At 70.4% G+C, this 23,076-nt stretch carries 19 protein-coding genes, 1 pseudogene and 2 CRISPR repeat arrays; of the genes and pseudogenes, 10 read left to right on the top strand and 10 right to left on the bottom strand.

Annotated elements, in window-relative coordinates:
• Nucleotides 1-128: 128 nt before the first annotated feature.
• A complete protein-coding gene (locus BX285_RS33270; protein ID WP_121179336.1) occupies nucleotides 129-524 on the bottom strand; it encodes a hypothetical protein in 396 nt (131 codons plus the stop codon).
• Nucleotides 525-704: 180 nt separating this feature from the next.
• Here BX285_RS33270 and BX285_RS33275 point away from each other — a divergent pair, with 180 nt between their 5' ends.
• Nucleotides 705-1,700 carry a winged helix-turn-helix domain-containing protein gene (locus BX285_RS33275; RefSeq protein ID WP_143685891.1) on the top strand — a complete coding sequence of 332 codons (996 nt, stop codon included), beginning with the start codon at nucleotides 705-707 and terminating at the stop codon, nucleotides 1,698-1,700.
• Nucleotides 1,701-2,226: 526 nt separating this feature from the next.
• Here the strand turns inward: BX285_RS33275 and BX285_RS37690 are convergent.
• Together BX285_RS37690 and BX285_RS39370 are read right to left on the bottom strand one after the other, a co-directional pair.
• Nucleotides 2,227-3,240, bottom strand: a complete 1,014-nt coding sequence (locus tag BX285_RS37690) for a hypothetical protein (protein ID WP_183107319.1) — start codon at nucleotides 3,238-3,240, stop codon at nucleotides 2,227-2,229.
• A gap of 655 nt (nucleotides 3,241-3,895) precedes the next feature.
• Nucleotides 3,896-5,074, bottom strand: coding sequence for a hypothetical protein (locus BX285_RS39370; protein ID WP_183107320.1), 1,179 nt, complete (start codon nucleotides 5,072-5,074; stop codon nucleotides 3,896-3,898).
• Nucleotides 5,075-5,204: 130 nt separating this feature from the next.
• Between BX285_RS39370 and BX285_RS33295 the strand changes: the two genes are divergently transcribed.
• Complete coding sequence (locus tag BX285_RS33295) at nucleotides 5,205-5,930, top strand: uridine kinase (protein WP_097240546.1); 726 nt, start codon at nucleotides 5,205-5,207, stop codon at nucleotides 5,928-5,930.
• A 442-nt stretch (nucleotides 5,931-6,372) separates the two neighbouring features.
• Nucleotides 6,373-8,822: direct repeats of the CRISPR family, unit length 28 nt; unit sequence GGCTGACCCCCGCTGGCGCGGGGAGAAC.
• Nucleotides 8,823-9,621: 799 nt separating this feature from the next.
• Here BX285_RS33295 and BX285_RS33300 read toward each other — a convergent pair.
• A complete protein-coding gene (locus BX285_RS33300) occupies nucleotides 9,622-10,386 on the bottom strand; it encodes a D-Ala-D-Ala carboxypeptidase family metallohydrolase (RefSeq protein WP_121179339.1) in 765 nt (254 codons plus the stop codon).
• Between the two features lie 94 nt (nucleotides 10,387-10,480).
• Between BX285_RS33300 and BX285_RS33305 the strand changes: the two genes are divergently transcribed.
• Nucleotides 10,481-10,690, top strand: a complete 210-nt coding sequence (locus BX285_RS33305) for a DUF4265 domain-containing protein (RefSeq protein ID WP_121179340.1) — start codon at nucleotides 10,481-10,483, stop codon at nucleotides 10,688-10,690.
• A gap of 572 nt (nucleotides 10,691-11,262) precedes the next feature.
• Here the strand turns inward: BX285_RS33305 and BX285_RS33310 are convergent.
• Nucleotides 11,263-11,607, bottom strand: coding sequence for a hypothetical protein (locus BX285_RS33310; protein ID WP_121179341.1), 345 nt, complete (start codon nucleotides 11,605-11,607; stop codon nucleotides 11,263-11,265).
• Nucleotides 11,608-11,628: 21 nt separating this feature from the next.
• Nucleotides 11,629-13,241: a CRISPR direct-repeat array (repeat unit 29 nt; unit sequence CGGCTGACCCCCGCTGGCGCGGGGAGGAC).
• Between the two features lie 559 nt (nucleotides 13,242-13,800).
• Between BX285_RS33310 and BX285_RS39375 the strand changes: the two genes are divergently transcribed.
• The 3 genes and pseudogenes from BX285_RS39375 to BX285_RS39385 all read left to right on the top strand — a co-directional run.
• Nucleotides 13,801-13,935 carry a hypothetical protein gene (locus tag BX285_RS39375; RefSeq protein ID WP_310794273.1) on the top strand — a complete coding sequence of 45 codons (135 nt, stop codon included), beginning with the start codon at nucleotides 13,801-13,803 and terminating at the stop codon, nucleotides 13,933-13,935.
• Between the two features lie 55 nt (nucleotides 13,936-13,990).
• Entirely contained in the window at nucleotides 13,991-14,092 is a 102-nt protein-coding gene (locus BX285_RS39380) for a hypothetical protein (RefSeq protein ID WP_310794274.1), read from the top strand.
• Nucleotides 14,073-14,186: pseudogene (locus BX285_RS39385) on the top strand (YbhB/YbcL family Raf kinase inhibitor-like protein); the annotation flags it as partial. The gene BX285_RS39380 and the pseudogene BX285_RS39385, both read left to right, overlap by 20 nt.
• 272 nt (nucleotides 14,187-14,458) lie before the next feature.
• Here the strand turns inward: BX285_RS39385 and BX285_RS33320 are convergent.
• The 3 genes from BX285_RS33320 to BX285_RS33330 all read right to left on the bottom strand — a co-directional run bounded on the left by BX285_RS33320 (nucleotide 14,459) and on the right by BX285_RS33330 (nucleotide 16,444).
• The gene (locus tag BX285_RS33320) at nucleotides 14,459-14,953 is read right to left on the bottom strand and encodes a hypothetical protein (protein WP_121179342.1); all 495 of its coding nucleotides are present in this window, start codon (nucleotides 14,951-14,953) and stop codon (nucleotides 14,459-14,461) included.
• Nucleotides 14,954-15,241: 288 nt separating this feature from the next.
• Nucleotides 15,242-15,724: a RidA family protein gene (locus BX285_RS33325; RefSeq protein ID WP_097240541.1), complete on the bottom strand. Its 483-nt coding sequence runs from the start codon at nucleotides 15,722-15,724 to the stop codon at nucleotides 15,242-15,244.
• A 159-nt stretch (nucleotides 15,725-15,883) separates the two neighbouring features.
• The gene (locus BX285_RS33330) at nucleotides 15,884-16,444 is read right to left on the bottom strand and encodes an NUDIX hydrolase (protein WP_121179343.1); all 561 of its coding nucleotides are present in this window, start codon (nucleotides 16,442-16,444) and stop codon (nucleotides 15,884-15,886) included.
• 371 nt (nucleotides 16,445-16,815) lie between these two features.
• Between BX285_RS33330 and BX285_RS33335 the strand changes: the two genes are divergently transcribed.
• On the top strand, nucleotides 16,816-17,253 hold the full coding sequence (locus BX285_RS33335; protein WP_121179344.1) for a hypothetical protein: 438 nt from the start codon (nucleotides 16,816-16,818) through the stop codon (nucleotides 17,251-17,253).
• Between the two features lie 272 nt (nucleotides 17,254-17,525).
• Here the strand turns inward: BX285_RS33335 and BX285_RS33340 are convergent, their stop codons facing one another.
• On the bottom strand, nucleotides 17,526-18,131 hold the full coding sequence (locus tag BX285_RS33340; protein ID WP_121179345.1) for a TetR/AcrR family transcriptional regulator: 606 nt from the start codon (nucleotides 18,129-18,131) through the stop codon (nucleotides 17,526-17,528).
• Between the two features lie 73 nt (nucleotides 18,132-18,204).
• Here BX285_RS33340 and BX285_RS33345 point away from each other — a divergent pair, with 73 nt between their 5' ends.
• From BX285_RS33345 to BX285_RS33355, 3 genes are all read left to right on the top strand, one after another.
• A complete protein-coding gene (locus tag BX285_RS33345; protein WP_259470948.1) occupies nucleotides 18,205-19,110 on the top strand; it encodes an alpha/beta fold hydrolase in 906 nt (301 codons plus the stop codon).
• Between the two features lie 307 nt (nucleotides 19,111-19,417).
• Nucleotides 19,418-19,837: a CPCC family cysteine-rich protein gene (locus tag BX285_RS33350; RefSeq protein ID WP_121179566.1), complete on the top strand. Its 420-nt coding sequence runs from the start codon at nucleotides 19,418-19,420 to the stop codon at nucleotides 19,835-19,837.
• A 366-nt stretch (nucleotides 19,838-20,203) separates the two neighbouring features.
• Nucleotides 20,204-21,895 (top strand): rhamnogalacturonan lyase B N-terminal domain-containing protein, encoded by a 1,692-nt coding sequence (locus BX285_RS33355; protein ID WP_121179346.1) that lies wholly within the window; start codon nucleotides 20,204-20,206, stop codon nucleotides 21,893-21,895.
• A gap of 435 nt (nucleotides 21,896-22,330) precedes the next feature.
• Here the strand turns inward: BX285_RS33355 and BX285_RS33360 are convergent, their stop codons facing one another.
• Nucleotides 22,331-23,029: a hypothetical protein gene (locus tag BX285_RS33360; RefSeq protein ID WP_147465277.1), complete on the bottom strand. Its 699-nt coding sequence runs from the start codon at nucleotides 23,027-23,029 to the stop codon at nucleotides 22,331-22,333.
• Between the last annotated feature and the right edge of the window lie 47 nt (nucleotides 23,030-23,076).

Here is a 23,076-nt window from a genome sequence, read left to right on the forward strand (position 1 = left end):
TGACCGCGGAGGAGCGCGGGACCGTCGACCGGCTGTCCGCCGGACGGACCCGGGGGTACAGCCGGGCTCAGAGCGCCGGTGCCCGGCCATCGGGTGTGGGGGACGATGGCCGGGCACGCGGGGCTGACTCAGTTGATCGGACCGCAGGTGTGACTCAGGCGGGTGCCGTTGTACCAGCGCTCGACGCACGCCTGCATGTTGTGCCCGGGGCCGTCGGCCCACCAGCCGGACCCGGCGCCGGTCGAGTGCCAGACCTCGGTGCCGTTGTCGATCAGGCTGAAACGGCACCAGTACGGGTCCGTGGCCGAGGCCTGGATCGGGTTGTTCTCCATGAAGTCGTGCAACCCGGTGCTGGTCGACTGCAGCTGGATCTCCTCGATGGCCACACAGGAGCCGCTGCCCACCGTGAAGTTGCCCTCCTGCGCGAACGCCGGGCTGGCGCCCAGCGCAAGCATCGCGGCCGCGCCGAACGTGACGGCCAGACCGATCCTGGCCTTCCTGCCGATGCCGATGTCCATGCCCATGCTTGTTCCCCTCCGTGGTTTATCCATGGATTTCCATCGATCTCCGTGGTTTCTGTCGGTGGAACCATGGAAGCGGCGGTGCTGGAGGCCGGTAAAGTCTTGTCGATTTCCTCGAATGTGCTTGCGGCAGCGGCCTAGTGTGTGCGCGCCAAGGCGGTGGCGTACCGGGGGAGGGCAGCCGTGATCAGAATCGGCATGGGGGCGCAGGGCTGGGCGAACACACGGTTCGTGATCTCGCCGCTGCACACGCTGATCGACGGGCTGATGTTCGCGTACTGCCCCGTACAGCCGCAGGCCCGGGAGTTGAGCGCGCGGCTCCGGGACACCCTGCGGCAGCGGCGGCTGACGGTGCTGAGCGGGCTGTTCGCCGGGCACTGGAACTACATCCCGGACTTCACGCTGCCCCGTCCGGCGGTCGCGCAGGGATCGCTGGACGGAGAACTGCACGCCGTCGCCACCACGAACCCGGCCCGGCTGACCCGGGAACTCGACTTCATGCTGCACCAACCCGCCACGCGGCGCACCCAACTCGCAACCACACCACGGGAATTGCTCAAAGCGCTGGACCGCGGCGAGGCATCGTTCGCCGAGCGGGCCGCCGGCGAAATGGCGCGGCTGTGGGACGGCGCGATCGCCCGGCAGTGGTCCGCCCTGCAGGCCCGGATCGAATGCGACATCGCACGCCGCGCCCGCACCATGTCACGTCAGGGCCTCGCGGCCGTCTTCCCCGGCCTCGACCCACGGATCGGCTGGCACGGCGACCACCTGAGCATCGACATGCCGTTCGACGCCGACGTGCCGCAAGCCGACGTGCTGCTCCTCGCGCCCTCGGTCTTCAACGGCTCACTGTCGGTGGCCCTGGACCCGCTCCCCGAAGCCGGCCCGCAGCACCCGGTGATCTCCTACCCCGCCCACCCCACCGCCGCCGACCACCGCGACGCAGGCAAACCCGCCGCCGATCAGCTGGCAGGCACCCGAGGCCGCATCCTGCGCGACCTGGCCACCCCACGCACCACCACCGAACTGGCCCACCGCCACTGGCTCACCCCCAGCGCCGTCTCCCACCACCTCACCGCCCTCCACCGGGCCGGCTTCCTCCTGAAGACCCGGGAACAGCACCGCGTCTACTACCAACTGAGCGACCGCGGCCACAACCTGGCCGCCCTCTACCACTGACCACGTCGCCCGAGGCCGGCGGCGATCCCCTACACGCCCACCCCACCCAAACCCTCGATCCGCCAGGATCATCGGATCCACCAGGTGGAACCCCCGCTGCCGCAGGGAGCACCCGACCTTCAACGGGTACGACCTGGAGCTGCACGGCCGACCCCCGCTGACCGGGGAGGACGCGTTCTCCACCTCGTGAAGAACCTCCGCGAGCGGCTGACCCCCGCTGGCGCGGGGAAGACGTGTTCGAGATCTTTCAGTACTGGGGTAGATGGTGCGGGCGAGCCTCGGCTACGCCACTTAGCCGAGCTGTGGTGCCGCAGAGTGCTCCAGGGCGGGCCACGCGAACCTGTCGCGCAAGCATGGTCTTCTGGCTGTGGGGTCGGACCGGTCTCGTGGGCCCTGGCAGGGTGCCGATCCGGCGGGAGACCCGCCCGGGTCACACCATGTCTGTCTGCGTCGGCAGGTCGGGCGCGATGTACCGGGCCTGCCGCCTGGGCCGGCTGGTCAGCCGGCCCGGAGGGGGCCCATGCTCTCAGTAGGTCAGTACGAGGCAGCCACTCTGGCCGGCCTTACCGTCCTCACCCGGCTTGGGGTAGAAGTTGTCATAGTTCCGGTTCCAGTCCCCTGCGTCCCCGCCGCGTCCGCCGTCGCCGCCCTTCCCGCGCGCGTTCTCGGGGCAGGGCGCCATGCTCGGCAGCGGGACAATCGCGCCCCAGGGCGTCTCCACACCGGCGTCCCCGCCGCGTCCGCCGTCACCTCCGCGGCCGTCTCCCCGCTCGTGGCTGCCGTCCTCCCCGTTCCGACCGGGATCCCCGTGCTTGCCGCCCCTGGCCTGCGCATCGTTGGCGCATTTGGGGCCGCGGGTGTCCCAGGTCCCGCCACCGACCCTGTCGTTGGACGGGCCGCCCTTGCCGCCCTTACCGCTCAGATCGCGGGTGGTTTGCGAGCTCCCCTTCGCCGACTCGCCTCCCCCTCCGCCCCACGCGCCCAGGCCGCCCCTGGCCCTGATGGAGTTGTTCGTCGTCTTGTCCCACACCCACGAATCGTCGCCGTAGTCGCCGCCCTGTCCGGCTTCGCCGTTGTAGCGGTTGTCGGGGTCCCAGCTGTGGCTGCCGCGGCCGCCGGGGTAGCCCTTCCCCACGGCGAGGTGCATCACCTGTCCGGGCTTGACCGGGAAGACGCACTCGACGGCCCCGCCGCCGTTGCCGCCGGCGCCTCCACCGCCGCCGCCACCGAACTGGAACTGGTTCCCGTTGCCGCCGGAGCCTCCACCGCCTCCGCTGCCGCCGGCGCCGACCGCCGTGGCCCTCAGCTGGGTGACGCCCTTCGGGATGGTGAACTCGTAGGTGCCCGGTGTCGCGTACACCTTCGTCACCGGTGCCGCCGCAGCGGCATCACGGGCAGGCGCCTGCGCCCGCGCCTGCGCGGGCATCGCCGAACCGCTCAGCACCGCCGCGACCACCAGCACGGCTGCCTGCCCAGCCCGGCTGCTGCTGCGGCCCTTGCCCAGATTCCCACCGATATACAGACCAGATCGTCCGGCCATGCCGTTGTCCTCTCGCTCGCACCTGGACCAGGCCTCAGGACGCCGAAGCGTCCAGGCCCGGGGAAGACGGAAGCCGAGCCACACCACGGCGCTCCGGGCCACCACGACCGGGGCACCGCACAGCTCGGCTGTTCAACCTGCTTCAACGACCCGGGTACACGCCAGTCACCGCCCGGCCCCCCGGAACACTTGGCTGATTCGGCGGCAGCCGGATGGCCGGGCCGGTTTCCCCATGCCGCTGCAGAACCGGGCGACGTGCGCCTTCAGGACGATCCGTCTGATCGGGCCCCGCCCCCGAGCCGGCCTGAGACGGCGTCGCTCGAACAAGGTGCCAACAGTGTGAGCGGCTGGCCTCGATCCTCCGATACAGAAGCCGTTCACGAGTTCACAATTGGCTCTCGAACTCGTGCCCAGGTGGCTCCCGTTCTACCTGTCGAAAACAACACCGGCCTCCGTCTGACCCCGCTGGCGCGGGGAGACCGCCGCAGCCCTGGAACCGGCCACCCGCTCGGGGCTGACCCCCGCTGGCACGGGGAGAACTGGGGTACGTACCCGCTCCTGCACACCAAGGACGGCTGATCCCCGCTGGCGCGGGGAGAACAACCCGGGCCCCATGAACCAGAAGCTCAACACCGGCTGACCCCCGTGTCCGGTCTCACTGATCATGGCGGACGCGACTGTGTCGAGCTGCGGATTGCCAGGTTTGGTGAGACGGATCGGGGATGCCAAGCTCAGGGATCATGGCGCTTCTTAGTTGGCGCCATCGGTGACGCCCGCGCGTCAGCCGGACCTGGTCGACGTGGTTCCAGATCGCATCAGCGGACGTGCGGGGGGCACTGCATGGCCACTGGCAAGCAGCGGGTGCGAGGGGTGTCAGCCCGAGTACTGCTCTCGTCCGGTCGATCAGCGCGCGGATCTCCTCCTTGTTCTCCGCGTAGAAGAACTCGGTCGGGGCGACGGTCAAGGGCGCCAGGAAGGCGGCCAGGGTCGCGACTTCAGGGTGCGAGATGATCGCGCCGGCCTCGCTGTTCTGCGTGATCGTCTCCGCTTCGGTGGGCCAGTTCAGTTTGCGTGCGCGTTTCTGCCAGCGTTGCACCATCGCTGGTTCCGCCCATCGGTCTGCGGCCCACCTCTCGGCGATCGAGCGGGCGTCGCGAACGCTCATGACCAGAACGTCGGGGCCGTAGCGGCGGAGGACCTGGGCCAGTCGTCTCTGAGCTGCGACCATGCCTGCGAGGGGGCTCAGATCGACCGGTGGCGGGAACGGCGGCCGTTCGGTCACATTCGTCCACGATCCGCTGATGGTGACGCTCTGCCAGCGCTGGTGGCGGGTGCAGATGACCCGGGTGATGGGCAGATGGACGCGGGGCGGGGCGATGTTGCGCCGGCTCGCACAGTGAGGGCATGCCCGGCGGGTGTAGCCCATGGCGGCTTGGAACCGGACGGCCGGGATCTTCTTCTCCATGAGGTCCGGCGCGTGCTGGCGGGCCCAGCCCAGGGCCGGGAGCGCCGCTGACAGCCGCCCCAGGGGCAGGCCGCTGATCACTGCCAAGCGTTCGGCGGCCGGCGGGTTGAGCGGCTGCGACGCGAAGCCGGTGACCTGCTGGTCGAAGTCCAGCAGCATCGCGTGGTCGCGCTCGGGCCATGATTCGTAGCCGACGTGCCGGGCAGACGTCGAAGACCACCACAGCCCGGGATAGTTGCGCTGCCCTCGCCAGGAGGGAAACGACCGTACCGGCCGTCCGTCCTCGAACCGCACCCCGGCAGCGTCAGCCAACGCCGCGCGGTGTTCGCCGCCGTCCCGGTCGACATACGCGACCTCGAACCCCCGCACTACAGCCGGCGCTCCACCGGCAACACTCCGAGCGACCGTCACGCCACCACGATGATCAGACGCATAGGCCCCTGTCCCCCAACTTCGTCAACTTCACCGAGACGAGTGGCGCGCGAGATAGGTTCTCCTCATGGGACTGCAGCGGGCGGGCGTGCATCATTCGGTTTCGACTTGGCAGCAGCCGTGTCCTCCGACGACCTCTCACGAACGCACTGCGCTGGTCGAACGGATCGCGAAGCGGATCCTGGCCCTCGGCCAGGGCCGTCTGATGGTAGGGATCGACGGTTTCACCGCTGCGGGCAAGACGAGTTTCGGACACGAATTGGCTGAGCGGATCAGTACTGCGGGACGGCCCGTGCTCCGGGCAACCCTTGATGACTTCAAGAAGCCGTGGAAGGACCGGCACCTGTATGACCGGGAGTCAGGTGAGGGGTACTACCGCAACGCGTACGACTATGACGCGGTCAAGCGGCTGCTGCTTGGGCCCTGCCGGTCGCCGGAGGCAACGTCGTGCGTGCTGTGCAGCATCGACCCGCTGACGCAGAAGGATCATTCCTCACACCGGACGCCCCTTGCTTCGGATGCGGTGCTGATCGTGGATGGCGTCTTCGCCTTCCGGCCGGAGATCAACAAGTACTGGGACTTCCGTGTCTGGCTGCAGGTAGATGCGGAACTGTCCGTTCAGCGAGGCGCCGACCGTGATCAGGACTGGGCCGGGAGCGATGCGGAGTCGATTCACCGCAACCGGTATCTGGTGGCAGAGCGCATCTATCTTCAGGAAGTCGACCCGATCCCGATGATGGACGTCGTCATCGACAACTCGGCGTTCGCCAGCCCGCGCGTCGTGGAGTCGTGACCTCTGGAGGGATCTGCGGCTGCTGGTAGCGGGCTCGGTTCAAAGTGCCTGCCGGTCGTCTTTCCCGGTGGGGAGGCTGATGTGGCGATAGACCGTTCCGCGCGAGACCTTGAAGGTCTGGGCGAGTCGCGGGACTGACGGGTGCCCGTGCCGTGGAACTGCAAGAGTTCGTCGATCCGAGAGTGCGTGCGTCCTGTCAATGGGACGACCATCACGGGTCCAGTGAGACCAGCCGGATCAGATGAGACTCAATCCACCTTGAAAGGTGAAAACCGGGCACGGCCAGCCGCGCGCGCCGCGAATCGGCCGACTACCGCCTGGGATGAGTGAGACACCACCAGGCCCGATGAGACCGGACTCATCTGCCATCCTCGCCAACTTCACCGAGACGAACGAGGCCGAACTCGCCACGATCGCCGAGACTCCGCCACGCTCACCGAGACAGGACACCCCGCTGGCGCGGGGAGAACCCCACCGGCTCCAACACCGTGACGTTCGCCCACGGCTGACCCCCGCTGGCGCGGGGAGAACCCGCGCAGGATGCCCGAGATCACCGACGACAGCGGCTGACCCCCGCTGGCGCGGGGAGAACACCACGCCTGCCGTCACTCCAAGCTCGATGAGCGGCTGACCCCCGCTGGCGCGGGGAGAACGGCATGGACGCCCAGCACGAAACCGAGATCACCGGCTGACCCCCGCTGGCGCGGGGAGAACCCCAACTCCCTCCTCAGACCTGGTTGTCAGGATGGCTGACCCCCGCTGGCGCGGGGAGAACGTCATCCTCGCGGGCGTCAACTCCGCGATCACCGGCTGACCCCCGCTGGCGCGGGGAGAACTTCCGGGTGCAGAAGAGCGTGTTGTGCTCGGGCGGCTGACCCCGGCTGGCGCGGGGAGAACCCGGGTGCAGACTCTGCCCTTCCGGCATCGGCCGGCTGACCCCCGCTGGCGCGGGGAGAACTGACCAGCGCGAACGACTCGCGCCAGATCCGGCGGCTGACCCCCGCTGGCGCGGGGAGAACACCGGCGCCATCACCATGGCGAACCAGAGCATCGGCTGACCCCCGCTGGCGCGGGGAGAACACGTGGCCGCGGCGTCTGAGATCGGCTGACCCCCGCTGGCGCGGGGAGAACCGGGCGGCCCCGGCGGCGGAGGGGCGCCGGGGCGGCTGACCCCCGCTGGCGCGGGGAGAACGAAGGAGTGGAACCGATGGAACTGCCCGGCGACGGCTGACCCCCGCTGGCGCGGGGAGAACTCGTATTCGGCCAGGCAGAACCGCAGGTCTCCCGGCTGACCCCCGCTGGCGCGGGGAGAACCGGTCCGCGTGCAGGCCGATCACCAGCAGCGCCGGCTGACCCCCGCTGGCGCGGGGAGAACAGGTCCTGGTAGCGCTCGCCGTCGGCGGCCAGCGGCTGACCCCCGCCGGCGCGGGGAGAACTCCAACGGCAGACACACCGTCAGAAGGTCGGTCGGCTGACCCCCGCTGGCGCGGGGAGAACTGCTCACCGGCCTCCGCGACGCGATCGACTGGCGGCTGACCCCCGCTGGCGCGGGGAGAACGCCGTGGTGATCCTCGCTGCGCTCCGGAAGTACGGCTGACCCCCGCTGGCGCGGGGAGAACCCACTCGACGCGCTGCAGCGGGCTGATCTCGTCGGCTGACCCCCGCTGGCGCGGGGAGAACCGACCAGGCCCGGGTGGGTCGGCCGCTCGCGCTGGCTGACTCCCGCTGGCGCGGGGAGAACTGGACGGCGGCGGCCAACTGCTGCTCGAACAACGGCTGACCCCCGCTGGCGCGGGGAGAACGCAACCAGACCCCGGACGAGCTGAGGGCCCGGCGGCTGACCCCCGCTGGCGCGGGGAGAACCACATCCCGATCGGCGCCACGCTGCCCGGAGACGGCTGACCCCCGCTGGCGCGGGGAGAACGTGGGAACTGACATCGTGCAGATCTCCGACACCGGCTGACCCCCGCTGGCGCGGGGAGAACTTCGGCGAGCTGGCGATCATCGATCATGGCCGCGGCTGACCCCCGCTGGCGCGGGGAGAACTCCGCGATGGAGGCGGCCACGGCGTCAAGGATCGGCTGACCCCCGCTGGCGCGGGGAGAACGGCTGCTGCGGCTGCGGCTGCGGGTCCGGTGGCGGCTGACCCCCGCTGGCGCGGGGAGAACACCGGCATCCACCACGTGACGACCATGTTCGACGGCTGACCCCCGCTGGCGCGGGGAGAACTTGGTGGGGCGGGTTCGGGCATGGGTGTGGTTCGGCTGACCCCCGCTGGCGCGGGGAGAACCGATTCAGTTTCACCGGAACGTGCCCCTGGGGCGGCTGACCCCCGCTGGCGCGGGGAGAACAGACCAACCGGCAGAGGGCCGCCGCCGGCCGGCTGACCCCCGCTGGCGCGGGGAGAACCGATTCAGTTTCACCGGAACGTGCCCCTGGGGCGGCTGACCCCCGCTGGCGCGGGGAGAACCACACGCCGACCTTGGAATGCATCCAGAGCGTCGGCTGACCCCCGCTGGCGCGGGGAGAACGCATCCCCGCGTGCCGAGGCCGACCGCGGCTGACCCCCGCTGGCGCGGGGAGACCGCGAACGTCCAGGCGTTCGTGCTCCAGTCCGGCGGCTGACCCCCGCTGGCGCGGGGAGAACCCGAAGTCCAGCGAGATCGACATCGTGCAGGCCGGCTGACCCCCGCTAGCGCGGGGAGAACCGGCTACCAGGTCGTGATGCGGCACTACACCGGTGGCTGACCCCCGCTGGCGCGGGGAGAACCCGCCGGTGAGTACCCGGCCGACGAATCGCCCCGGCTGACCCCCGCTGGCGCGGGGAGAACGCCCGGGCAAGGGCGAAACTGACGCCGGAGTTCGGCTGACCCCCGCTGGCGCGGGGAGAACCCCTTTCTGACCTTGGGCGATGCGGCGGCTTTGCTGTTTCTTTGCCAAATGTGGCGTGGTGCAAGTGAGCTTGTGCAGCAGCCGGTCTGTTGAGGTGTCAAAGAGCCTGGGACATCGTGCCACGGGCCGGTGACGCTGTGACGAGGCAATAGCTGCCCCCAGAGGAACTGAGCCCGCCGTTCCGGCAGAGCCCCGGCCCGTTCCCGCGGCACCGGTGGGGCGGAGCCACCTACAGGAGAGCCGGTCCCCGCTGCTCAGTTCCTCCGCCCGCCACCCGGAAATCCGCCCGTCTGCTGACCGGCGCACGAACGGTCGTGTGCCGCAAGGCCGATGCAAAGAGGTGTGCCCCCGCCCCCGGCACTGCCGCCATCGTCAGCCGTCATCCGGCGCGCTCGCGCGTCGTCGAGCCAGGAGCCAAAAGCCCCGATGGGGCCCTCCCTGACGCCTCCGACTGAAACTCGGCAACCGAGATCCCGACGCGGACGCGGGCCACAACCTTCAAGTCACCGATTCCCGGCGCCACCTTCAAGGAGACGTTCGACTGGACCGAGCAGGCGCCGATCAGTGAACCCGTCCACCTGGGTGGCTGACCTCGCGGCATGGCTGAAGCCGCCGGGGAGGCGGGCAACCAGCCCGCCTCCCCTTCCCAGAGCTTTCTCATCTCTCCAGCCCAGCCCAGCCCAGCGGACGCGGGACGGAGCCGACGTGCACGCTGCCTTCCGCTCACGCCCGCCACTGCCACCGATGCGGCCGAACACCTCCCGGTTCGGCCGCACGCCCGGCCGGGCCCGGGGCGCCGCTACGCGACGCCGTCCTGCCACCACCAGAAGCCCGAGCCGTAGTTGCCGTGCTCGACCCGGCTGTCCACGTGCTGCCACGAGACGGTGTAGGTCTCCAGGCCGGAGAAGCCGCAGGTCTCGGCGATCCGGTAGACGGAGAGCGTGGACAGGCCGGAGACCGCGATGTCGGCAGCGACCCCGTAGGTGTGCATGGAGTTCGACGCACCGCCGACCTGGGCGTTGTACGCGGTGCTGCGGAAGCCGGAGTTGATGGTGATCGCGCGGCCGCCCGCCTTCTTCCGCAGCGCCTCCAGCTTGTACATGGTGCGGCGTACGTTCTCCCGCACCTCGCCGGAGCCCACGTTGCCGCCGCCGAAGCCCGAGCCGTCGTGGCTGGTGAACTCCGACCAGTCGAAGTGGGAGGTGGAACCGTCCGACTTCTCCAGGGAGTTGAGCACGCCGAAGGTCTGCGGTCCGGCAACGCCGTCGGCGCTCAGGCCGTACGCAGCCTGGAACCGGCGTACCGCGGCGGCGGTGCCGGGCCCGAAGGAGCCGTCCACGGCCACGTACGTCTGGGACGCGGCGTCGGCGGCCCACCCCGCGACGCGGATCTGCAGCTCGGCGACGGCGGCACCGGAGGAGCCCTGGCCGAGCGAGCCGGGCCACCCGTAGGCCGCCGCGGGCCGGGCGAGGCCGACCTCGGCGACGGCGGCGAGCCCGGCCGCGGCCACGACGCCGGTGCCGTAGCGCAGGAGTGAACGGCGGTCGAGGGAAGATCTGTTCATGTCCTGATCCTTCGAGGAGTTCGAACGGGTCGGGTACGGTGCATGATCAGCGGTGCCGGGTCAACGGTGCCTGTTCTGCAGTCCACGGTCAACGGTGCTCGGCCACCGGAGTGCGGTCGGCGGCGCGCTCGGCGACCTTGTGGTGCAGGGCTCGGTCTTCAGTGACGATCTCCCGCTGGTGGCGTTCAACGTGCCGGTGAGTTGGGACCTCGCAGGCATAAAGTCGCTGCTGGTTCATGGAGTAGCCGATGGCTGGTGGCACTTCGAGACTGCGTGCGTCACCGACGATTGGATCAACGCCTAGCGTCCTTCCCTACTGGGCGAAGTGTTCATCAGCGCTCCCGGGGATGATCGGCATACCGAGGTCGACCGAGGCACGGGGCCGGTTTCGGGCCAGGCGGTCGAGCGCGGCGAGCGTGTTGCGGGCGGCCTCGGCGCGCTCGCTGACGGTCAGGCCGCGTTCGGCGAGTTCTCGGTGGAGGCGGGTCGGCGCTGGTGCAGCCCTCGTTGAAGCGTGCGATCAGGTAGGCGGCGTGGCCGTCCAGGCTGCTCTGGCAGCCGGCGAGGCGATCGCCGATCAACCCGTCGGCCGTGGCGGCCCTCATGAACGTCCGCACGGTCTTCGGTCGGGTTCAGAACCAGCTCGGCGACGATCTGGCTCGGCGCCATGCCCTTGCCCATCAGCGCGTGGACCGCGGAGTGACGCTCGCGGGTGCGCCGAGCCCGCAGTCCGTCGGGCAGTACCACCCGCCCCTTCTCTGGCATGGGCGGGACCCACAGCGGGCACGGGCGGGCGACCAGCCGTTCGGCCGTCTCGCCGAGGTTCTGCCAGAGGTGAAGCCTGTGCGCGACCTGCGTCGCCGTGCCGGCGCCCGGTCAGCCCCATCTGCGTAGTAGCGGGCCGGTCGCGGCAGAGCATGTCGACGCCGGGATGCTCGGTGAGCCGCTCCGCCAGGGCATCGGCGCACCGCTCGGGCAGGACCTCGACGGGACGGCGGCCTCGATGTCGACCAGGACCGTGCCGTAGTCGTGGCCCTTGCGAAGGGCGAAATCGTCGACGCCGAGCACCCGGACCCGTCCGGTGAGCGGGTCCGGCAGCGAGCGGATCAGGCGTATCTGGATGTCCCGGCCGGTCCCGACCGCCAGGTGCTCGGCGAGCCGGGTACCGGCCCGGCCACCCAGCGCCAGGGCGACGGCCTCGCGAACCGTCCCTAGCTCCACGGCCGGGGATGATGTTCTCCGGCGGCTTACCCCTCGCTGGCGGGGAGGACTGACGATCCAAGGGAGGATCACGCATTTCCGACGACTGACCCCGCTGGCGCGGGGAGGACTCGAAGTCGTCGCACTCGACCAGGTCAGGGCGCGGCTGACCGCGCTGGCGCGGGGGAGGACGCCTCTCCGCAGGCTCCGCGCAGCTCGCGCGGCGGCTGACCCCCGCTGGCGCGGGGAGGACTCCTGGCCCTTGCCCTGCACCAGGCCCAGGCGCGGCTGACCCCCGCTGGCGCGGGGAGGACCACAAGTCTCACAGCCCGGACGGGCCGGGCCGCGGCTGACCCCCGCTGGCGCGGGGAGGACGAGGACGCCGAGATCGGCCGCGAGATCGAGGGCGGCTGACCCCCGCTGGCGCGGGGAGGACTACATCACCGTGCCGCCCGCCAGCGCCCGCGCCGGCTGACCCCCGCTGGCGCGGGGAGGACGAGCGCCGGGGACGTCTGGGGGGTGCAGGACGTGGCTGACCCCCGCTGGCGCGGGGAGGACCGAGTCGGCCCGCGGCCCACCGCGCGTTCCAACGGCTGACCCCCGCTGGCGCGGGGAGGACTGGGCGATCTGGACGAGGTGGATGCGGTCGTCCGGCTGACCCCCGCTGGCGCGGGGAGGACCGTCCGGGGTACTGGAACGGGTGAGCCATGTCCGGCTGACCCCCGCTGGCGCGGGGAGGACTCCACCGAAACATGCGGCAGGGCACGCTGTTGCGACTGACCCCCGCTGGCGCGGGGAGGACCTGCTCTCCACGTCGAAGTGGCGGGTGTACGTCGGCTGACCCCCGCTGGCGCGGGGAGGACGTAACTGTCCGGCATACCCACGACACGTGTCACGGCTGACCCCCGCTGGCGCGGGGAGGACCGACCCCTCGGGGTGCCGTGGCAGCTCGGAAGCGGCTGACCCCCGCTGGCGCGGGGAGGACTTGCGCGCGGGGCCAGCACCGTCCGGGGCATTCGGCTGACCCCCGCTGGCGCGGGGAGGACGTCATTCGAGACTCCGAGTACGCGAAGAAGGTCGGCTGACCCCCGCTGGCGCGGGGAGGACAGGCGTTCACGGATGTCCTTCGGGATCTGAAGCGGCTGACCCCCGCTGGCGCGGGGAGGACAAGATCGTCGTCACATCGAACCGGTTGGTGAACGGCTGACCCTCGCTGGCGCGGGGAGGACGCATTCCAGCAACGTACCCTCACCAAGACGGTCGGCTGACCCCCGCTGGCGCGGGGAGGACCTGGACGCCGGCGCCCCGGACGCCTCGGCCCTCGGCTGACCCCCGCTGGCGCGGGGAGGACGCACTGCACGTCGTCGGCAATGAACTCGGCTGCGGCTGACCCCCGCTGGCGCGGGGAGGACATCGTCGGCGTCGCCCTGGCCGTCGCCGTCCTCGGCTGACCCCCCCTGGCGCGGGGAGGACCTCGGCGCAACCCGGAACGAATCCGCGATCGCCGGCTGACCCCCGCTGGCGCGGGGAGGACGCCACCCTCCGCGCCCGCGGCTACACCATCTACGGCTGACCCCCGCTGGCGCGGGGAGGACGTCTGGAAACCCGAGCCCAGGTTGATCGTGGTGGCTGACCCCCGCTGGCGCGGGGAGGACCCTTTCTGACCTTGGGCGATGCGGTGACTTTGCTGTTTCTTTGCCAAATCTGGCGTGATGCCAAGCGAGCGTGTGCAGCAGCCGGTCTGTTGAGGTGTCAAAGAGCCGGGGACATCGTCCCATGTGCCGGTGACGTTGCGACGGGACGTAGCCTCCCGCTTGCCAGAGCCCAGGTCGATCTGTGCGGCAGCCGGCCATTGCTGCGGAGTCACACGTGGGAAAGTCAATTCCCGCTGCTCGGCACTTCCGTCCGCTGTCCGGAAGACTCGGCTGCCTGCTGATCTGCACACACGTGACGGCCGGGTGCCGCAACGTCAATGCAGGGGGGCGCCCCCGGGGAGGATCCCGGTGCTCTCCCGTCGTCGATCGCCGTCAGGCGCGGTGACGTCGTCGCTGAGCCAGGAGCCTTGATCGGGCCCTCCCTGTTGCGCCACGGGTGCGTCCGGAACTGAATGGGGCTCGTGCGCGACGGGGAGTAGCGAGCCGACGTACAGCCATCACCCGTCAGCCGCCAGCCAGTTCCCAGTCCCGTGACCGTTGAGTGGGCATGGAGTCAGGAATGTCCGCCAACCCGTACGCCCTGCTCGACCCGCAGATGGCGTCGTTCACGCTGACCAGTGCGGACTCCCGCGACGGCACGCCGTACCGCCGACGAGCACTACAGCGGCATCCTCAGGGCTCCCGGCGGCCATGACGCCTCGCCGTAGCTGTCCTGGTCCGGTGCGCCGGCCGGCACGAAGAGCTTCGCGGTGACGATCACCGACCCGGACGCGCCGACCCCGAGTGGCTTCTGGCCCTGGGGCTGTCGACGTTCCCGCGGACGTCACCGACCTGCCGCCCCGCTCTGGTGATCCGGACGCGACGCTGCCGGGCGCGGCGTTCCAGCTGAAGAATGACGCCGGTACCGTCGGGTACATCGGAGCGGCCCCGGCCCCGGCCCCGGCCGCGGGCACCGGGCTGCACCACTACTACACCGCCGTACACGCGCTGGACGTGGAGTCGGTGCGGACCTGGGTGTGGACGACGACTCCACGATCGCCCTGCCTCAACTCGTCATCCGCGGCCACGTCCTGGCCCGGGCGGTCACGGCGCCGACCGGCGAGCCCGGCGCACGCATAGGCCCCTGACGTACGCGCCTCGATGCTCGACTCGTCCCCTCTCCTCCCCGCGGCCGGACCACATCCTGCGGGTCGGCCCCAGACGGGACGGATCGCGACTTACGGCCGCTGGCCGCAGTCGCCGCCGCTGCCACAACTGCCGCAGCCGCCTCCGCAGCCTCCGCAGTCACCGCAGTCACCGTGGTGAGATGGCCACAGGCTCAGGTCCGGCTCGAATCCCGCGGCCCGGATGGCGTCCAGCGCGTAGCGGTGCCCCTGCGTGGGGACCGGCCTGGTTCCGGGCTCGTCCGGGTAGTGGTCCACGAACCGGCCCGCGGAGCTGCACAGCGCACGGTACAGAGACGTGTGCAGGAGGAGCGCGTGCCACCCCATGTCCCCGGCCCTGGACGGGCGCATCAGGCGCCCGGGATGCGTGGCCGCCGCCACGACGAACTTGATGGCCTCGTCGGCGATCCGTACGGCGTGTGGCTCGTCGATGCCGTGGTTGTCGCGCTGGATCAGACGTACGACGCTGGCGAACTCTTCCTCCGGCAGCAGGTGTCGGCTGCTGCTCGTGCGCTCCGCCGTCGGCTCGGTCCGGTGTGCCGTGGTCAACTGACGTCCTTCCTCGGGAGCCGAGAGCGCCGCGTAGTGCCGGTCTCCACGACTCCGCCAACCCGCGACTGTCAGAACTGTCACTCCCCGGACTGCGCCCGCACACCCCCATTTCCGGTCACTTCGTGAGCCTCCGGCCGGATCCCCGAACAGCGAACCGGCCAGCCGACCTACCGGCCAGCCGACCTACCGGCCAGCCGACCCACCGGCTGGTCGACCCACCGGCCGGTCAACCCACCGACCCACCGTCCGACCCACCCCGGCAGCCGCCATCCCCCTCCCGCGCGCTCAGCCAGCGATCTCGACCTCGGCCGCGATGATGACCGGCAGGTCGAGCGGCAGGGCGTTCACGCCGATCGCGGTGCGGGCGTGGGCGCCGGCTTCGGGGCCGAAGAGGGACAGCACCAGGTCGGAGCACGGGTTGAGGACGCGGGTGGTTCCCGGAAAACCCGGATCGGCGTTCACGAAGCCGCTGATGCTGAGCCAGGCGGTGATCCGGCCCAGGTCGCCCAGGGCCCGGCGGAGGTCGCCGAGCAGGGACAGGGTCGCCAGGCGGGCCGACTCCTGGGCCTCCTCAAGCGTGACCTGGCTCGGCACCCGCCCGTACGGGCCGGCCGGCGTCCCGTCGGGCCCGAGGGCACCGTGTCCGGAGGCGTAGGCACGGTTGCCGTGGACACGGACCCATACGAAGGGCAGCTCCAGCCCTGGGGGTGCCTGCGCCGCCGGGGGAAGCGTCAGGCCTGACTCTGCCAGCAACCGTTCGACGGACATGGCGCGCTCCGCTCCGAGCTCGGGATTCCGAGTCTGCCGCCGGTCGGGCGGCAGCACAGCCGACGCGCGGGCGAGCTGACCCTTTCGGCCTTCGTCGTCGATCTCGGCTGACCTGGCCCCCGCAGGTGCGGGGAGCGCGGCAGGGACGCCGCCCCCGGGTCAGCCCAGCTCCGTGCCCCGGCGGCCGGCGAGCCGGTGCGGTCCCAGGTAGTAGGAGAGCGCGGCGTGCGACGGGCCGTCCGCTACGTCACCGTTCACGAGGAGCTTGACCACCTCGGCCTCCGGGATCCATTCGACCCGGGTCGCCTCGGAGGTGTCCTCCGGAGGGCCCACCCGGGTGCAGCCGGTGACGTGGTAGCAGCGGAAGTGGGCGTCCGAGATGCCGGCCATGGCGTCGTACTCGGTCAGCAGCTCGACGCGGCCGGGCCGCCAGCCGGTCTCCTCCTCGACCTCGCGGGTGATCGCGGCCGCCGGCTCCTCGCCGGGCTCGGCCCAGCCGGCCGGCACCTCCCAGCCCCAGCGGCCGGTGATGAACCGGTGGCGGTGGAGGAGGAGGAACCGGCCCTGGTCGTCGGTGACGACGGCGCTGGTCGACGCACGCGGGTAGCGGACGACGTGGTGGTCGATCCGGCCGATACCGGGCACCTCGACGTCCTCCAGCCACACCTCGACCCAAGGGCTGCCGTAGACCTTCCGCCGGCCGAACGTCTCCCACTCCACGGCAGTCTCCTCACGCGCGTACGAGTTGCGCTCCCGACCCTCTCACGCGACCGACCGGCTCGAACCTGGCCGGACCGCACGAGGTTCATCAGCGCGAACGCGGCCTTCAGGTCGCCACGGGGCGCAGTGATGCGGCGCAGCCGGATCTTCCTGCCGCCCTTGGCGACGAACTCCAGGCCCTTGCCACTGTGTTCGCGGTCAGCGTGGGCCTTGATCGCGGCGAGGTCCAAGGTGGCCGCGGTCCAACGCCCCACAAGGTGATTCGTTGTGCATCAGGTGATCCTCGGGTCACATCACCACAACACAGGATCGGAGTGCTGACGTCACGTCAACTACGTTGTAGTGCCGGAACAAAAAGGTGAGGGCGTTCAGTGGGGACAACGCAGCGTCGACTCAGCAAAGTTCTCATTCTGTTCAGCGGTGCCCAGCCTGACGGCGACGACATGATGGGGCTCTTCCGGCTTGCGTGCGAGGAGCACGACGCCGTGCTCACGCCCGGCAGAGGCGCCCTGGATTCGGAGGGCCCCTTCAAGGATCTGAACATGCAACGTGCCTACACCGTCGTCTCCGAGCGCGAAGGCAAGGGCCTTCCCCACGGCGCTTTGGGACGGTCTCTGTTCACCGAATACCGACACGCGAACAACGGCGACAGGTACATCGTGTGCTTGGTGCAGGAGGCCGACGACTCGACCCCTGGCTTCCTGGAGCCGGCCGTCGGCTCGCCCCTGTGGCACGCCCGCAACTCAACCGCCACCGAGCAGCGGCAGAAGAAGAAGTGGTCCTTGAAGGGGCTTATGGGGAGGGAGTGACGGGCCCGGCGGTGAGGTCGAGGTCCTCGCCGAAGCCGGCCGCACCAAGCCGTCGCTCGCGGCTCCACCCGCTTGAACCGGCCCGCGGTCCGGGCCATGGCCTGGTCGAACATCGCCGGCCGGCGAGCGGTGTCCGTGTTGTGAGCCGCAGCTACCACGCGATCTTCATGAGTCCACACCACTTGATGATCACGCGGTGGCCATGGCCGCTGGTGCGGACGCCGACCAGTGGAGGGCTGGCGTCCTGAATCAGCCCTCGTGGGTGATGGGGCTCACGAGGCGGGAAAGAGCCGGCCGAGGTGGTAGTGCAGGACGGTAGTCGCGTCATCTGCCGTGCGCTGGCCGAGCAGAACGCTCAGGCCGAGGCCGGCAGAGACAGCCAGGAGGACGACGGCCTCCTGTCCGGCGTCCAGGCGCGGATCGGCGTCCCCGGCCAGCTGGGCGGCTTCGAGCTGGCTGACGAGGAATCCTTCCATCTCGTTGGGTGCCGCGAGGAACGGCCGGCCACCGAGGGCGGTGTCGGTGACGGAAAGCACCGCGTACTCGGTGTAGACGAGGTGGAAGATCCGGCTCTCCTCGTCGGACGGGACGGCTTCGAGCAGGACCGCCTCGACGATGTCGCGCGGAGTCGGCGAGGAGCCGGCCGTCCTCACCCGGTCGCGGACTCGCTCTCCCATGCGTTCCGTCAGGCGGCGGAGTGCGGCGAGCAGCAGCTGCTCCTTGGTGTCGAAGTAGTACTGCACGAGCCGCACCGAGATGCCCGCCTCGATGGCCACGGACCGCATGGTGACGGCGTGCAGCCCGGTGTCCGCCGCCGCGCGGAGCAAGGCGTCGATGATCTGCGCCCGTCGCTCGTCATGGTCCACCAGCTTCGGCATTCGGTTCCCTCCACACTCTTTTATGGTACAAACATACCATCAAGTCCTGCAGTTTCGCGTGCCGGGAGGGACCATGACCAGAACGAGTGTCGGACGCTTCGTCAGCGAGGAAGCCCGCGGGAAGTTCCTGGAGGCGTACGACCGCGCCATGGAGCTGTGGCCGAGCCCGCGCGAGGAACTGGACATCGAAACCGGCTACGGCACCGTCCATGTCCACCGCTACGGGGCCCGGAGCGGCGAGCCGATCGTCCTCCTGCACGGCCACGCCGGACACGCTTCCAACTGGTATCCGCAGGTCGCCGCCCTCGGTGAGAATCACCCGGTCTACGCCATCGACACGCTGGACGACCCCGGCCGCAGCGTGCAACGCGCCATCGCGGCCGACTCCAAGGACAACGCGGCCTGGCTCGGCGAGGTCCTCGCCGGACTCGGGCTGGAGCGCGTCCACCTGGTCGGCCTGTCCTACGGCGGATGGCTGGCCCTCAACCAGGCCATTCACGCACCCGAACGCCTCGCCTCGATCATCCCGCTGGACCCCGGCGGGATCGAGAAGGTCCCCGCACGGTTCTACGCGCACATGATCGGCGGGCTGTTCGGAATGCTCGCCCCACGCCCGCTTCGCCCCGCCCTTGGGTGCCTGCTCGCCAACCCCGCCCTGAGCTCACCGCCCGAGATGATCGCTCCGCTGATGCTGGGCATGCGGACCTACAAGCCGAACACGCGCCCTGGGGCCAGACCGTTCACCAACGAGGAACTGAGCTCGATCCAGCTGCCCACCCTCGTCCTGCTCGGACGCCGCAGTGCCCTGCTCCGACCCCATCAGGTGCTGAAGCGGGTCACCGCTCTGATCCCGAACGTTCAGGCCGAGATCGTGCAGCGGGCCGGCCACGGCCTCAACCTGGAGCGTCCCGAGCTGGTCAACGAACGCCTCCTGCAGTTCATGGCCGCGCTCCAGGCCGAGCCCACCCGGAGCGAGTAACGCCACCCGCCACTGCCCGTAGTGACGGGAATCGCACCCAGTGCCGGCAGCCTGCGCAGTCACAATCCGGAACGAGATCACGAAGTGACACTGGAGTACCAGGGTGCCGGCCATGCAGGAACTGTTCCGGCGTCCGGCCGCACCTGGATCAACGGCTTGGGGCCAGGCCGCGCGGCGGGGCTGCCGCGGGTGAGCCGGCTCCTGCGCCGCAGGGCCAGCCATGGTGTTCAAGCGGAACGCCCCTCATGTGCAGGTCTCGCCGGTAACCCTGGGAAACCAGTTGGGCCTCCCGGTGAGATGGGCCAGGATGACGGGCGTGACCCTGAAGTACCCCTGCGTGTGCTGTGGCCGTCTGACCATGGACGGGCCGCCGGGCTCGTACGAGATCTGCCCGGTCTGCTTCTGGGAGGACGACGCGATCCAGCTTCGCTGGCCGGACTACTCCGGCGGAGCAAACCGACCTTCGCTGATCGAGGCCCAGGAGAACTACCGGGCCTTCGGGGCTTGCGAGGAACGGTCTGTGGAGCATGTCCGCCTGCCTGAGGACGACGAGCCGATGGACCCGAGCTGGCGCCCGATCGACCCCGGGCGCGACCGCTTCGAGCCCAGAGGGGTTCCGCTGGCCGAGTGGCCGGACGATCGCACTGCCCTGTACTGGTGGCGCTATCGGGACACGGGGTTCTGGCGTCGCGCGACGCCGGCCGGACGGAGTCGACGGCCTTCCTGATCGACCGTCACGACACGTCGTGCGGGGACGCGATCTCCCGCAGCTTCATGCCGCCCCGGTGGTCGCGCAAGGTCGCACCGAATCGCACCGAATCGCGCCGGGTCGCGCCGGGTCGCGCCGGGTCGCGCCGGATCGCGACGTACAGCTCGCCCGTTGCCTGACGCCCGTCTCGCCAAGGGAATCGCCAAGGGAAATCGCCAGGATCCAGGGCGTGGTCGGGCTCGGACGCGGCTCGGAAAACTTTCCGACGCGGGCAACCTTTCACGGCCGGGCGGCCACCAACAGGCAGAGCGCGACGCCGCGTTCCGGGTGGCCCTGCCCTGGTTGGGCCGCCCACCGGTCCCGTCGAAAAGGAAGCACCGCAGCATGAGCAAGCATCGTCCAAGCCGCCGCCGGTTCCTGTTCCGGGCCGGGGCGGCGAGCATCGCCCTGGGCGGGGCGGCGCTCGGCGCCGGCCCGTCCGGCGCACAGGCCGCCACCACGGCGAGCAGCACGGCGAGCGGCACGTTCGGCTACACCGACGACGGCCGCGAGTACACCGTGCACACCGGCGCCGACCTGATCTTCCGGGTCAGCAGGAGCACCGGCGACCTGACCTCCCTGGTCTACCGAGGCGTCGAGTACCAGGGCTACAACGGGCAGAACTCCCAGGTCGAATCCGGCCTCGGCCCGTCCGCGGTGAGCATCGCCCGACTCGACCGGACCATCCTGATCAGCGTGGTCCACGGCACCCTGCGCCACTACTACGCCGCACGCCAGGGCGAGAACAACGTCTATCTGTGGACCGACAAGCCGGACGACTCGATCACCGTCACCCGCTACATCGTGCGGGTCCGCCCCGGCCTCTTCCCCAATGACAACCCCGACTCCTGGGACGCCACCCGGGACGTCCTCATCGAGGCCCAGGACGTGCGCCGCCGACCCGACGGCACCACCCGGTCCAAGCACTACTCCAACCAACGGGTCGTCGACTACCGGTACGTGGGCTGGAGCAAGCCCGGCGTCGGCCTGTGGATGGTGCGCAGCAACCACGAGAAAGCGTCCGGCGGACCGTTCTACCGCTCCCTGATGCGCCACTCGTACGACAACGGCGCGGGCCTGTACGAGATCCTCTACTACGGCGAGAACCAGACCGAGCCGATGCGCTTCGGCCTCCAGGGGCCGTACGTGCTCGCCTTCACCGACGGCGGCGCACCCTCATCGGAGCTGTGGCACGACCGCATCGACACCTCGTGGGTGGACGGGCTCGGCCTGGACGGCTGGGTCGGCGACGGCGACCGCGGAGCCGTGGCCGGGGTGGGCATCTCGGGTCGCAACCCGGCGCTCGCCTACACCGTCGGGTTCGCCAACGACGACGCGCAGTACTGGGCGACCGCCGAACCGGGCCGCGGCGCGTACATCGCCCGCCGGATGCTGCCCGGCGACTACACCTGGACGGTCTACCGGGGCGAACTCGCCGTCCGCACCGGCTCCGTGACGGTCGAGCCCGGCAGCACCACCGCCCTGCACACCATCGGCCTCACCCCCGCCGACGACCCGGGCCGGGCTCCGGCGATCTGGCGCATCGGCCGCTGGGACGGCACCCCGGCGGGCTTCCGCAATGCCGACCTGGTCACCCACGCACACCCCTCGGACGTGCGCGCCGAGCCGTGGACCGGCGACTTCACCGTGGGCCGGTCCAGGGACGCCGACTTCCCCGCCTATCAGTGGCGGGACGTCAACGACGGCAGGAGGGTCACCTTCGACCTGACGGCAGAGCAGGCCGCCCAACCGCGCACCCTCAACATCGGCGTCACCACCGCCTTCCTCAACGCCCGCCCCCGGATCCGGCTCAACGACTGGACCTCACCCGTCCCCCAGCCCCACCCCGAACCGAGCACCCGCTCGCTCACGGTCGGCTCCTACCGCGGCAGCAACCACACCTACTCCTTCACCGTCCCCGCCTCCGCCCTTCGGCCCGGCACCAACACGCTCACCATCACCGTCGTCTCCGGCAGCAGCGGCTCGCAGTTCCTCAGCCCCGGTTTCGCCTACGACTGCGTCGAACTGCTCACCTGAGCCCGGCACACCAGGCGGAGCCGCCCCAGCCACGGGCGGCTCCACGGACTGCCTCCGCCCCCCGGGATGCGTCCCCCTTCGAGCTGGATCAGGGGGCGGGTCGGGTGGGTGTCCTGACGACGGACGGTCATGCGGTGGTCAAGGACGGCGGTCTCGCCGGCGCCTGGACCGACCCGGCCGGCGGCGTGCAGCAGCTCGGCCTCACCAGCTTCTGACGCCCGCCCCCGCGAGCCGCGCCGCCGCATCGCCCCACCCCGGGCGAGCGGCGGCGCGGCTCAGGTGTTCTGGAAGCAATCGCCGCGACCGATGCGATCCGCCGGGACGACGCGACGTACCTGCTGGACGACCTCGGGCTGCGCCGCATCCACTGGGAGCAGCCCTGGGGGGAACACGGATACGGCCTCCGCCCGTGAGGCGGAGGCCGTATCCGGTGGCTCAGAGGGTGTTCCGCAGGGCGGCTGCGGCGGCGACCAGGTCGTCGAGCCGGCGGAACTCCCGCTGGTCCTCCTCGGTTTCCGAAGAGGACCACAGGAGGTAGGAGCCGTCGTCCTGTTGCCGGATCAGCAGTTCGCCCGGCTCTTCGCGGTAGGCGTCCTTCGCCAGCCGCAGCGTCCACATCGAGAAGAACGGGAACATCCGCGCGAGCTGCGGCTCGGCGCGCAGTGCGATGAGGAGGTCCCGGTACTCCTCGAACTTCGGGTCGCCGATTTGTAGATCCCACATCACGGCTTCCGGATTCCCGTCCTCGTACCCCTGGCTAAGCCTGGTGTACGTCATGAACGGGAATCGCTCGGAAAGCTCGGTGAGGGTCGCGCCGTGCTTCCATGCCGCGAGCACCCCGGCGGCCTCGGCGATGTCCGGGGTCGCGCCTTCGGCCCAGGGGTGTCCTCCGCGGCTGTTGCCCAGCTTGATGCTGAACCCGCGTTCTTCGAGCCACAGGTTTACCCACATCGTTCCTCGCGGCGAGTCGAACTGTGCGGCCGTCGGCGTCCAGTCGGGCTCGGGAGCACGCAACTCGTCGCCGAGGTCGATGCCGTGCTCGGCCGCGGTCGCGAGGAACGCGGCCGTGAGACCCCCGTAGCGGGCGAGCTCCGGATAGTAATCGGAGAAGCCCGACGGGAGGCCGCCGATCACGTCGTTCATAGAAGAGTTGGTCCTTTCCACCTGTACTCGCACACGAA

Origin of the sequence: Streptomyces sp. 1114.5 (assembly GCF_003635085.1) — a bacterium.
Taxonomy (GTDB): domain Bacteria; phylum Actinomycetota; class Actinomycetes; order Streptomycetales; family Streptomycetaceae; genus Kitasatospora.